Annotated in this window: 8 protein-coding genes; all 8 read right to left on the bottom strand. The window is 76.4% G+C overall.

Annotation, left to right across the window (positions count from 1 at the left end):
• Window positions 1-193: 193 nt before the first annotated feature.
• A complete protein-coding gene (gene murC / locus GTR02_RS14595; protein WP_166608224.1) occupies window positions 194-1,549 on the bottom strand; it encodes a UDP-N-acetylmuramate--L-alanine ligase in 1,356 nt (451 codons plus the stop codon).
• 62 nt (window positions 1,550-1,611) lie between these two features.
• Entirely contained in the window at window positions 1,612-2,715 is a 1,104-nt protein-coding gene (gene murG, locus GTR02_RS14590; RefSeq protein ID WP_166608222.1) for an undecaprenyldiphospho-muramoylpentapeptide beta-N-acetylglucosaminyltransferase, read from the bottom strand.
• Window positions 2,712-4,049 (bottom strand): putative lipid II flippase FtsW, encoded by a 1,338-nt coding sequence (ftsW, locus tag GTR02_RS14585; RefSeq protein ID WP_166608221.1) that lies wholly within the window; start codon window positions 4,047-4,049, stop codon window positions 2,712-2,714. The genes murG and ftsW overlap by 4 nt, the downstream gene beginning before the upstream one ends.
• 1 nt (window position 4,050) lies before the next feature.
• On the bottom strand, window positions 4,051-5,631 hold the full coding sequence (murD, locus tag GTR02_RS14580) for a UDP-N-acetylmuramoyl-L-alanine--D-glutamate ligase (protein WP_166608220.1): 1,581 nt from the start codon (window positions 5,629-5,631) through the stop codon (window positions 4,051-4,053).
• Window positions 5,628-6,716 (bottom strand): phospho-N-acetylmuramoyl-pentapeptide-transferase, encoded by a 1,089-nt coding sequence (gene mraY / locus GTR02_RS14575; protein WP_166608219.1) that lies wholly within the window; start codon window positions 6,714-6,716, stop codon window positions 5,628-5,630. The genes murD and mraY overlap by 4 nt, the downstream gene beginning before the upstream one ends.
• Complete coding sequence (locus GTR02_RS14570) at window positions 6,713-8,179, bottom strand: UDP-N-acetylmuramoyl-tripeptide--D-alanyl-D-alanine ligase (protein ID WP_166608218.1); 1,467 nt, start codon at window positions 8,177-8,179, stop codon at window positions 6,713-6,715. The genes mraY and GTR02_RS14570 overlap by 4 nt, the downstream gene beginning before the upstream one ends.
• Window positions 8,176-9,858 (bottom strand): UDP-N-acetylmuramoyl-L-alanyl-D-glutamate--2,6-diaminopimelate ligase, encoded by a 1,683-nt coding sequence (locus GTR02_RS14565; RefSeq protein ID WP_166608223.1) that lies wholly within the window; start codon window positions 9,856-9,858, stop codon window positions 8,176-8,178. The genes GTR02_RS14570 and GTR02_RS14565 overlap by 4 nt, the downstream gene beginning before the upstream one ends.
• Window positions 9,859-9,947: 89 nt before the next feature.
• The coding region (locus GTR02_RS14560; RefSeq protein ID WP_166608217.1) for a peptidoglycan D,D-transpeptidase FtsI family protein at window positions 9,948-11,699 on the bottom strand (1,752 nt) is incomplete at its 5' end.

The raw sequence follows: 11,699 nt of genomic DNA, 5'->3' as shown, positions 1-11,699 counted from the left end.
GCCCGACGCCGCTGGGCGCTGCCGCTGGGTCGCGGGGCGCGCGTGGCCCCCGGCACGCCGACGTCGCGGGTCGGCGCGCCGGTCGGGGTGCCTGTCGGGGTGCCGGTCGGGGTGCCTGGCGACGACGCCGCGGCCGAGACCGCGCCGGAGGTCGGCGGCACGGACGGCGGCGTGCGGGGGCGCGTCGGCCGGCTCACGCGGCCCCCTCCCCCGCGGCGGCCAGCCGCTGCAGCACGTCGGGCCCCAGCGCGGTCACGTCGCCCGCGCCGACCGTCAGCAGGAGGTCGCCGGGGCGCACGCGCCCGGCGACCGCGGCCGCCGCGGCCGCGCGGTCGGGCACGTAGAGCACCCGGCCGGCCGGCAGGGGCACGGCGTCGGCGACGAGCCGGCCCGTCACCGCCGGGTCGGGGTCCTCGCGGGCCACGTAGACGTCCAGCACCACGACGTCGTCGGCGAGGCCGAGCGCCCGGCCGAAGTCCGCCGCGAAGGTCCGGGTGCGGCTCACCAGGTGCGGCTGGAAGACGACGACGACGCGGCCGTCGCCCGCGACCGGTCGCGCGGCCCGCAGCAGGGCCTCGACCTCGGTCGGGTGGTGGGAGTAGTCGTCGACGACCCGGACCCCGCCGGCCTCGCCCCGCAGCTCGAAGCGCCGGCGGGCGCCGCCGAAGCGCGCCAGGCCGGCGAGCACGGCGTCGGGGTCCGCGCCGAGCTCCACGGCCGCGACGTGGGCGGCCGCGGCGTTGCGCAGGTTGTGCTCCCCCGGGACCTGCAGCACGAGGTCGCGCCGGCCCGTCGCGTCCGCGACGACGGCCCGCGGGTGCGCCCCGTCGGGACCGACGAGCCGCACGTCGAGGAGGCGGACGTCCGCCGCGGGGTCCGTGCCGTAGGTGCGGGTGCGGACGCCCTGCGCGCGGGCGTGCTCCGTGAGCGCCCGGGCGCCGGGGTCGTCGGCGCACGTCACCAGCAGGCCGCCCGGCTGCACGCGCGCCGCGAAGCGCTCGAAGGCGGTCGCGACCGCCTCGGGCGTGCCGTAGTGGTCCAGGTGGTCGGCCTCGACGTTGGTCACGATCGAGACGACGGGCGCGTAGGCGAGGAAGGAGCCGTCGGACTCGTCGGCCTCGGCCACGAAGACGTCCGCGGTGCCGTCGTGCGCGCCGCCGTCGCTGCCGCCCGTGAGCTCGCCGCCGATCGCGGAGGAGGCGTCGATCCCCGCGTGGCGCAGGGCGACCGCGAGCATCGAGGAGGTCGTCGTCTTGCCGTGCGTGCCCGCGACCGCGACCCCGCGGCGCCCGGCCATGAGCGCGGCCAGCGCCTCGGAGCGGTGCAGCACGCGCAGGCCGCGCGCCCGGGCGGCGAGCAGCTCCGGGTTGCCCTCGCGCACGGCGGAGGACACGACGAGGGTGTCGGCGTCGCCCAGGTTCGCGGCGTCGTGCCCGACGGCGACCCGGGCGCCGAGCGCCCGCAGCGGCGCGAGCCCCGGGGAGTCGGCGGCGTCGCTGCCCGAGACGCGCACGCCCCGGCCGAGCAGGAGGCGCGCGATGCCGGACATGCCGACCCCGCCGATGCCGACGAGGTGCAGCGCGCCGAGGTCGGCCAGCGCCGGGGGGGTGCTCACGAGCGGCTCCCGGCCGCGGCCTCGACGAGGTCGGCGAGGCGCTCGGCCCCGTCGTGCACGCCGAACGAGGCCGCCGCCGCGGCCGCGGCGGCGAGCGCTCCGGGGTCGCTCAGCAGGGGCACGACGCGCGAGCGGACGAAGGCGGCGTCGAGCTCGGCGTCGGCGACGAGGACCCCGCCGCCGGCCTCGACGACGCTCTCGGCGTTGCGGCGCTGCTCGCCGTTGCCGATGGGCAGCGGCACGTAGACCCCCGGCAGGCCCAGCGCCGTCAGCTCGCTGACCGTGCCGGCGCCGCTGCGGCCCAGCACGAGGTCGGCCGCCGCGTAGGCCGTGTCGATCGCGTCGAGGTAGGGGCGCACGACGTAGCGCGTGCGGTCCACCCCGGCGTCGAGCGCGACGTCCTTGCCGCGGCCGCTCGCGTGCAGGACCTGCACGCCGGCGTCGAGCAGGTCCGGGGCGCAGGCGCCGAGGACCTCGTTGATCCGCTGGGCGCCGAGGGAGCCGCCGGTCACGAGCAGCGTGGGCCGGTGCGGGTCGAGGCCGAGCTCGGCGCGCGCCTCGCGGCGGCGCGCGGCCCGGTCGGGGTCGCGCGCCAGCGCGGTGATCTCGCTGCGCAGCGGCATGCCGGTGTGCACGGCGCCGCGCAGGGGCGTGCCCGGGAAGGCGACCGCGGTGGAGCGGGCCCAGCGCGCGCCCAGGCGGTTCGCGACCCCCGGCAGGGAGTTCTGCTCGTGCACGACGATCGGCACCCCGGCGCGGCGGGCCGCGAGGTAGCCCGGCACGGCGACGTAGCCGCCGAAGCCCACGACGACGTCGGCGCCGATCTGCTCGATGGCGTGCCGGGCCGCGGTGACGCCGCGGCGCAACCGCCCCGGCAGCCGGTACAGGTCGGCGGAGGGCCTGCGGGGCAGCGGGACGCGGGGCACCTCGACGAAGGCGTACCCGCGTTCGGGCAGCAGCCGCGCCTCCAGCCCGGCGATGGTCCCGAGCGCGAGGAACCGGGCGTCGGGGTGGCGCCGGCGCAGGCAGTCCGCGGTGGCGAGCAGCGGCGCGACGTGGCCGGCCGTCCCGCCTCCGGCGAGCAGGACGGAGAGGGTCACCGCGTGCCCCCCGCGCGCTTCGGCAGGACCGCCAGCGAGCGCTGCACGACGGACTCGCGCGCGCGCAGGGCCTCGGGCGCACCGGGTTCCGCCCGCGCGAAGGACAGCAGGATCCCCACGGCGAACAACGTCAGCACGAGGGCGGAACCCCCCGCGGAGATGAACGGCAGCGGCACCCCGATGACGGGCAGGACGCCCAGGACGACGCCGATGTTCAGGCAGGCCTGGCCGAGGATCCACGTCGCGAAACCCGCGGTGGCGAGCTTGACGAAGAGGTCGTCGGAGCGGCGCACGAGGCGCAGGGCCGCGAGGGCCAGGACCGCGAACAGGACGAGGACGACGAGGGTGCCGGGCAGCCCCAGCTCCTCGCCGATGATGGCGAAGATGAAGTCGTTGTGCGCCTCCGGGAGCCACTGCCACTTCTCGCGGCTCGCCCCCAGCCCCAGCCCCCACCAGCCGCCGGACGCGAGCGCGTACTTGCCCTGCACGGGCTGCCAGCTGACGCCCTGGATCTGCTCGGCCGTGGTGTTCGAGCCGAACAGCCAGTCGTGCACGCGGTGCTGGCGGTTCTCGCTCGACATGACCAGGGCGACCACGAGCAGCGTCCCCGCGGTGCCCGCCAGGGCGAAGAACCGCGCGGGGACGCCCGCGACCCAGAGCATCGCGACCAGCACGAGCATCATGACGAGCGCCGTGCCGAGGTCGCCCTGCAGCAGGACGAGACCGACGGTGAGCACGGCCGAGGGCAGCAGCGCGCCGACGAGCTGCTTGGGCTCGTGCAGCCGGTCCCGCTTGCGCGCCAGGGCGAGCGCGCACGCGAGGACGAGGGCGACCTTCGCGGCCTCGGACGGCTGACCCGTCACAGGCCCGATCTCCAGCCAGTTCCGGTTGCCGTTCACCGACTTGCCGAGACCCGGGACGAACACCATGAGCTGCAGCACCGTGGTCACCGCGAGCGCGGGCAGCGCGAGCCGCTTCCAGCGCAGCGCGGGGACCCGGCTCGCGAGCAGCAGCACCCCGGCGCCGAGGACCGCGAACACGGCCTGGGACCGGAACACCGTGAACTGGGAGCCGTTCTCCCGCAGCGACTCGATGCTCGAGCTCGACAGCACCATGACGAGGCCGATGACCACGAGCAGCGACGTCGTCGCCAGCAGCACGTGGTGCGTGGCCAGCGGGGAGTCCAGCAGCCGCAACCGGTCGCGGGTCCAGTCCCCGACGGCGTCGAGGGCCGCGGGCCGCCGCCAGTCGGGGCGGTGGGCGGGCCGCGGGGCGGGCGCCGAGGTCGCGCCCGGCCGGCGCCGGGCGCGCGGGGTCTGGGTGTCGCTGGCCACCTCAGCGGTCCAGGGCGCCGGGGCCGGCCGGGGGCTCGACGTGGCGGCGCACGGCCGCGGCGAACGCGTCGCCGCGGTGGCCGTAGTCCCTGAACTGGTCCATCGACGCGCACGCGGGCGCGAGCAGGACGGTGTCGCCGGGCCGGGCCAGGTCGGCCGCCCGGGCCACCACGGCGTCCATCAGACCGCTGGCGAACTGCTCGGCATCCATCCCGCCAGCATGGTCGAGATCGACCTCGACGACGGGGACGTCCGGGGCGTGTCGGGCCAGGGCCTCGGCGAGCAGCGCGCGGTCGGCGCCGAGGAGGACCACGGCGCGCAGGCGCCGCGCGGCGCCCGCCACGAGGTCGTCGAACGTGGCGCCCTTGGCCAGCCCCCCGGCGATCCACACCACGCCCTCGAACGCCGCCAGCGACGCGGCCGCGGCGTGCGCGTTCGTCGCCTTGGAGTCGTCGACCCAGCGGACGTCGCCGGCCACCGCCACCGTCGCGATGCGGTGCGGCGCAGGCTTGAAGCCTCGCACGCCGTTGCGCACCGCGATCTGCGGGACGCCCGCGGCCCGTGCCAGCGCGGCGGCGGCGAGCACGTTGTCGACCGTGTGCGGCGCGACGGGCCCGCCGTCCGGGGAGAGGTCGGCGAGCGAGCACAGCTCGGCCGCGCTGGAGTGCCGCTCCTCGACGAAGGCGCGGTCGCACAGCACGTCCTCGACGACCCCGAGCATGCCGACGCGCGGGATCCCGCGCGTGAAGGCGACGGCGCGCGCCCCCTCGACCACGTCGGCCTCGCGCACGAGCGCCTCGGTCTGCTCGTCGGCCAGGTTGTAAACGCAGGCCAGCTCGGTGTTCTCGTACACGCGGCCCTTGGCCGCGGCGTAGGCCTCGAGGGAACCGTGCCAGTCGAGGTGGTCCGGCGCCACGTTGAGGCACGCGCTCGCCAGCGGCCGCAGCGACGCCGCCGTGTCGGTCGAGAGCCAGTGCAGCTGGTAGCTGGACAGCTCCACGGCCAGCACCTCGTAGGCGTGCGGGTGCCGCAGGGCCTCGACGAGCGGGGTGCCGACGTTGCCGGCCGCGGTGGCGCGCAGCCCCGCGGCCCGCAGCATCGACGACACGAGCTCGACCGTGGTGGTCTTGCCGTTGGTCCCGGTCAGCGTCAGCCAGGGCGCGGCGCCCGTCTCGGGGCGCATCCGCCACGCGACCTCGACGTCCCCCCACACGGGCACACCCGCGAGCCCGGCCCCCGCGAGCAGGGGCGCGTCGGGGCGCCACCCCGGCGAGGTGACGACGAGGTCGAGCGCGCCGTAGCCGTCCGGCGGCGCGTGCACGTGCTCGGGCCCGAGCAGGACGCGGGCCCCGAGGACCTCGAGCAGCGCCGCGCGGTCCCGGGCGGCCTCGGTGCGGGTCGCGTCGACGACGACGACCTCGGCGCCCGCCTCCAGCAGCGCGTCGGCCGCCGCGAACCCGGAGACCCCGATGCCGGCGACCAGGGTGCGCAGGCCCGCCCACGGCGAGGCGGCGGAGCGCAGCTGCCGGACGCGGTCGGTGTCGCCCGCGCGGGGCGCCGGGTGCCCGAGCCAGCCCGTCACGCGTTCACGACCCACTGCGCGTAGAACACCCCGAGCCCGAGCGAGACGAACAGCCCCGCGATGATCCAGAACCGGATGACGATGGTGACCTCGCCCCAGCCGGCCAGCTCGAAGTGGTGCTGCAGCGGGGCCATCCGGAAGATCCGCTTGCCCGACAGCTTGAACGAGCCGACCTGCAGGATGACCGACAGCGTGATGATGACGAACAGGCCGCCCAGGATGACGAGCAGGACCTGGGTGCGGGAGAGGATCGCCAGCCCGGCGAGCGCCCCGCCCAGGGCGAGCGAACCGGTGTCGCCCATGAAGATCTTCGCGGGGCTCGCGTTCCACCACAGGAACCCGAAGCAGGCCCCCATGAGGGCGGCGGCCACGACCGCGAGGTCGCGCGGGTCCCGCACCTCGTAGCAGCGTGCCTCGAACTGCGACAGCGGGTTGTAGCAGCTCTGGTTGGACTGGAACGTCCCGATGAGGACGTAGGCGGCGAACACCATCGTGCAGGCGCCCGTGGCCAGCCCGTCGAGGCCGTCGGTGAGGTTCACGCCGTTGCTGGCGCCGGCGATGAGCAGCAGCGACCACAGGACGAACAGGACGAGGCCCAGGACGGCGCCGCCGAACGCGAGGTCGATGCGGGTGTCGCGCAGGAAGGAGATGTTCGTCGAGGCCGGCGTCGCGCCGTCGCTGGAGGGGAACTGCAGGGCGAGCACGGCGAACACGACACCCACGAGCCCCTGGCCGAAGAGCTTCGCCCGCGCGGACAGGCCCAGGCTCCGCTGGTTGGAGATCTTCAGGAAGTCGTCGAGGAACCCGACGATCCCCAGCCCGGTCATGAGCAGCAGCACGAGCAGACCGGACACGGTCGGCGGCGTCCAGAGCACGAGGTGGGCTGCGGCGTAGGCGATGAGCGTGCCCAGGATGATGACGGCACCCCCCATGGTGGGGGTCCCGCGCTTGGTGTGGTGGCTCGTGGGCCCGTCGTCGCGGACGAACTGCCCGTACTTGCGGCGCACGAGGAACCGGATGTACAGCGGGGTGCCGAACAGCGCGACGACCAGCGAGACGGCCCCCGCGATCAGGACGGTCCTCATGCGCCGGCCCCCGTCGTGCTCGTGCCCGCCGGGAGGGACGGGGTCGCGGCCGGCACGTCGTCGAGCAGGGCCTCGGCGAGGCGGGCGAGCCCGGACCCCTTCGAGGACTTGACCAGGACCACGTCGCCCGGGCGCAGCGCCTCGTGCAGCACCGCGAGCGCCGTGTCGACGTCGGGGGCGAACGCGGCCTCCTCGCCCCAGGAGCCCTCCATGACGGCTCCCGTGTAGACGGGCCGGGCACCGGCCCCGACGACCAGCAGCTGCGAGACGTCCAGGCGCACCACGAGGCGGCCGATGACGTCGTGCTCGTCGCGCGAGGACGGGCCGAGCTCGAGCATCTCCCCCAGCACGGCCCAGGTCCGGCGGCCGCGGGCCATCTCGACCAGGGCCTTCAGGGCCGCGCGCACCGAGTCGGGGTTGGCGTTGAAGGCGTCGTGCACGACGGTCACGCCGTCGGCGCGCTCGACGACCTGCATGCGGCCGGGGCTGACGACGCGCGCGCCGGACAGCGCGGCGGCGACCTCGGCCAGCGGGCGGCCGAGGCCGAGCGCCACGGCCGCGGCGGCGAGGGCGTTGGTGACCTGGTGCTCGCCGTGCAGCTGCAGCGCGACGACCGCGCGCTCGTGCGGCGCGTCGCCGGTGGCGAGCGTGAAGCCCGGGCGGGCGGCGGCGTCGAGCACGACGTCGACCGCGCGCACGTCCGCCGCGGGCGAGCGGCCGAAGGTGAGCGTGCGGGCCGTGGTGCGGGCGGCCATCGCCGCGACGCGCTCGTCGTCGGCGTTCAGGACGGCCAGGCCGTCGGCGGGCAGGGCCTCGACCAGCTCACCCTTGGCCGCTGCCGTCGCCTCCAGCGAGCCGAACTCGCCGACGTGGGCGCTGCCGACCGTGAGGACGACCGCGGTGCGCGGCGGCGCGGTGCGGCACAGGGCCGCGATGTGCCCCGGGCCGCGCGCGCCCATCTCGACCACGAGGGTGCGGGTGCTCTCGTCGGCGCGCAGCACCGTCAGGGGCACGCCGACCTCGTTGTTGAACGACGCGCGGGGCGCGACGACCCCGCCGGCGGGCTCGAGGACCTGCGCCAGCAGGTCCTTGGTCGTCGTCTTGCCGGCCGAGCCGGTGATGCCGACGACGTGCGGGCCCGCGCCGCCCGCGGCCAGGCGCTGCAGCACGCCGTGCGCCAGCGCGCCGAGACCCGCGACGGCGTCGGCGACCAGCACGACCGGGGTCCCGGCGGGCACGTCGACCTCCCGCTGGGCCAGCACCAGCCCGGCGCCCGCGGCGACGGCGGCGGCCGCGTGCTCGGCGCCGTCCACGCGCTCACCGGGCAGGGCGACGAACACCGCGCCGGGCCCGGCGAGGCGGGAGTCCACCACCACCGGTCCCGGCAGGAGCGTCCCGGCGTCGCCCGAGACGAGCCGGCCACCGGCCAGCTCGGCCACCTGCGCCGCGGTCAGCGGGATCACGACCTACCTCCGAACGGGGTCTGGACCGGTGCCGCTGCGGCACCGGCGTTGCTGCTGCTGACGGGGCGGCTCCGGGGGGCCTCGCGGCTCGCGGGCGCGTGCGCGGCGCGCCAGGCGGCCAGGGCCTCGGCCGCGACCTCCCGGTCGTCGAAGGGGGTCGTGACCCCCGCGACCTCCTGCCCGCTCTCGTGGCCCTTGCCGGCGAGCAGGACGGTGTCCCCCGGGCCGGTGCAGGCCGCGAGCGCCGCCGTGACGGCCGCCCGGCGGTCGGCGACCTCGCGCACCTCGGCGGGCCCGCGGGCCCCGTCGAGGACCGCGGCCCGCACGAGCGCCGGGTCCTCCGAGCGGGGGTTGTCGTCGGTCACGACCACGAGGTCGGCCAGGCGGGCGGCGACCTCGCCCATGAGCGGGCGCTTGGCCCGGTCGCGGTCCCCACCGGCCCCGAGGACCACCACGAGGCGGCCCGCCGTGCCCGGGCGCAGCGTCTGCAGGACCCGCTCCACGGCGTCCGGGGAGTGGGCGTAGTCGACGACGACGAGGGGTTCGTCCGAGCGCGTCCCCACGCGCTCCATGCGGCCCGGCACCCCGGTCGCGGCCTCGAGACCCGTGCGGACGGCGTGGGCGTCGAGGCCCGCGACGAGCGCGGCGACGGCGGCGAGGGCGGCGTTGGCGACGTTGAAGGCCCCCGGCAGCGCCGCGGTGAGCTCCAGCGGGGCGGGGAGCAGGTGCGCCGCGGCGCCGTCCCGGCGCGCCACGAGCCGGAAGGTGCTGCCCGAGCGGCCGGCCCGGACGTCCACGACCGCGACGTCCGCGTCCACCGCACCGGCGACGTCGCCCTCCTCGGGTTCGGTGCGCACGGTGGTCACGGGGACGCCGGCCTGTGCCGCCAGCCGCCGTCCCCACCCCGTGTCGACCGCGACGACGCCCGCGCGGGTGTGCCGCGGGGTGAACAGGGACGCCTTGGCGAGGAAGTACTCCTCGAGCGAGCCGTGGAAGTCGAGGTGGTCCTGGCTGAGGTTGGTGAAGACGGCGACGTCCAGGACGAGCCCGTCGACCCGGTGCAGCGCGAGCGCGTGGCTGGAGACCTCCAGGGCGCAGCCCCGCACGCCCGCCTCGACCATGTGCGCGAGCAGGGCGTGCAGGTCGGGGGCCTCCGGCGTGGTGCGCACGCTGGGGACCCGCCGCCCCGCGACGCGGGTCTCCACCGTGCCGAGCAGGCCGGTGGTCCAGCCCGCGCCGCGCAGCACGGACTCCACGAGGTAGGCCGTGGTGGTCTTGCCGTTGGTGCCCGTGATGCCGATCGTCGTCAGCGCGCGGCCGGGGTGGCCGTGGACGGCGGCCGCGACGTCGCCGAGCACGGCGCGGGGGTCGGCCACCACGAGCGCGGGCAGCCCGGCCGCGGCCACGCGCTCCGCGCCGGCGGGGTCGGTGAGCGCGACGACGGCGCCGGCCGCGGCGGCCTGGGCCGCGAAGGCGGCACCGTGGGCGTTCGCGCCGGGCAGCGCGGCGTAGAGGTCGCCGGGGCTGACGCGCCGGGAGTCCAGCGTCGCCCCGGTCACGGGGAGGCCCGGGTCCGGCTCGAGGTCGCCGGCCGCCCGCACGGGCGTGGCGAGGGCCTGCGAGAGGTCGGCCAGGGACACGTGCCCGCGGAGGCTGCCGCCGCCGGGGCCGTCGGTCATCGGCACGGTGGGAGGCTACCGGTCCCCGGCCGCGCGGCCGGAACGGCGTCGAGCGGCGCTGCGCCCGGTCCCCTGCTGCCTCGCGACGGTCACTCGGGGGCTCCCCACGTCAGCGGGAGGTTCGCGGGCGCCGACGTCGAGGGGGCCACACCGCGCTGCTGCAGGGCGTAGGTCATGACGTCCTTGAAGACCGGGCCGGCCGTCGAACCGCCGTAGTAGCCGTTCTTCGGGTCCTGGAGGATCACCGCCACGATCAGCTGCGGGTCGTCCGCCGGGGCCATGCCGATGAAGGAGGCGGTGTAGCCCGAGTAGCAGCCGCAGGTCTCGTCGTAGCGGTTGGCGGTGCCGGTCTTGCCCGCGACGAGGTAGCCGGGGATGTTCGCGGCCTCCGCGGTCCCGGCCTCGCCGACGACGGCCTGCATCATGTCGCGCAGGGTCGCGGCGGTCGGCGCGCTGACGACGCGGGTCGACGTCGGCGCGGGCGACGGCGTGTAGGTGCCCGCGGGGTCGGACGTCCCCGCGATGAGCGACGGCTCGACGCGGACGCCGTCGTTGGCCACCGTCGCGAACACGGACGCGGCCTGGACGGCGTTGACCGAGAGCCCCTGACCGAACATCACGGTGTAGCGGGTCGTGCCCGACCAGCCCTCCTGACCGGGCCCCCAGAGCTTCCCGCCGGTCTCGCCGGGGAAGTCGAGGTCGGTCCTGGCGCCGAACCCGAACTTCTTCTGGTACTCGTACAGCGTCCCCGCGTCCAGCTCCTCGCCCGCGAGGATCGTCCCGATGTTGCTCGACTGGGCGAGCACCCCGGCGAGGGTGAGCTTCTCGACGCCGTGCGCGTGGGAGTCGTGGAACACCTTCGTCGACCGCTTGAGCTCACCCGGCACGGTGTACTGCGTCGTCGCGGTGGCCGTGCCCTCCTCCAGCGCGGCCGCCATCGTCAGCACCTTGGCCGTGGAGCCGGGTTCGAACGACTCCGTGAGCGCCGTGTTGTTCAGCTGCTCGTTGGTGAACTGGTTCGACGCGGGGTCGAAGCTCGGCGCGCTGGCCATGGCGAGCAGGCGCTGCTGCTTGTCCATGATGACGACGGTGCCGTTCTCCGCCCCCGACGCGGTGACCTGCGCGGCGATGGCGCTCTCGGCCTTCCACTGCAGGTCCTGGTCGATCGTGAGGTGCAGCGAGTCGCCGTCGACGGGTTCGGTGACCGTGCTGTCGCCCAGCGGGATCTGCTGGCCACCCAGGCTGCGCTCGTAGCGCATCCAGCCGTTGGTGCCCTGCAGGGTCGAGTTGTCGGCACCCTCCAGGCCCGACAGGCCCGCGCCGTCGGCGCCGAGGATCCCCACCAGCGTCGACGCCGCGTTGCCCGTGGGGTAGATCCGCTGCGACGTGCGCTCGCTGCTGATCCCCGGGACGTCGGCGTCGACGACCCGCTGCCACACCTCGGGCGTGATGCCCTTGGCGACGACGACGTAGCGGTTGGTGCCCGTGAGGGTCGCGGTCAGCGTGGTCTCGTCTGCGCCCAGCAGGGGCGCCAGCACCTTCGCGGCCCCCGCCGGGCCGGTCGGCAGGCCGGGGTCGCGCGGCACCTCCCGGCCGGTCGCGCGGTCGGTCCGCAGGTTGTAGTCCGCGATCACCTCGGGGTCGCCCACCACGGTGCGGCGCTCGACCGAGGTGGCCAGCACGACGCCCTTGTCGTCGAGGATCTGCCCGCGGTCGGCCCACAGCGTGGTCTTGGACGTGCGCTGCTTCAGCGCCGCCTCGGCGTACTGCGATGCGTCGGCGCCCTGCAGCTGCACGAGGCGGCCGCCGAAGAGGCTCAGCACGAGCAGCACCGCCAGCAC

Source organism: Kineococcus siccus, from assembly GCF_009906795.1.
Lineage (GTDB): Bacteria > Actinomycetota > Actinomycetes > Actinomycetales > Kineococcaceae > Kineococcus > Kineococcus siccus.
The sequence above is the reverse complement of the archived record's forward strand: the minus strand, read 5'-3'. Positions and strand labels throughout refer to the sequence as shown.

Coding starts and splice junctions, on each gene's coding strand:
- murC (WP_166608224.1), bottom strand. CDS start 1,549: ATGTCCGGCATCGCGCGCCTCCTGCTCGGCCGGGGCGTGCGCGTCTCG.
- mraY (WP_166608219.1), bottom strand. CDS start 6,716: ATGAGGACCGTCCTGATCGCGGGGGCCGTCTCGCTGGTCGTCGCGCTG.
- GTR02_RS14565 (WP_166608223.1), bottom strand. CDS start 9,858: ATGACCGACGGCCCCGGCGGCGGCAGCCTCCGCGGGCACGTGTCCCTG.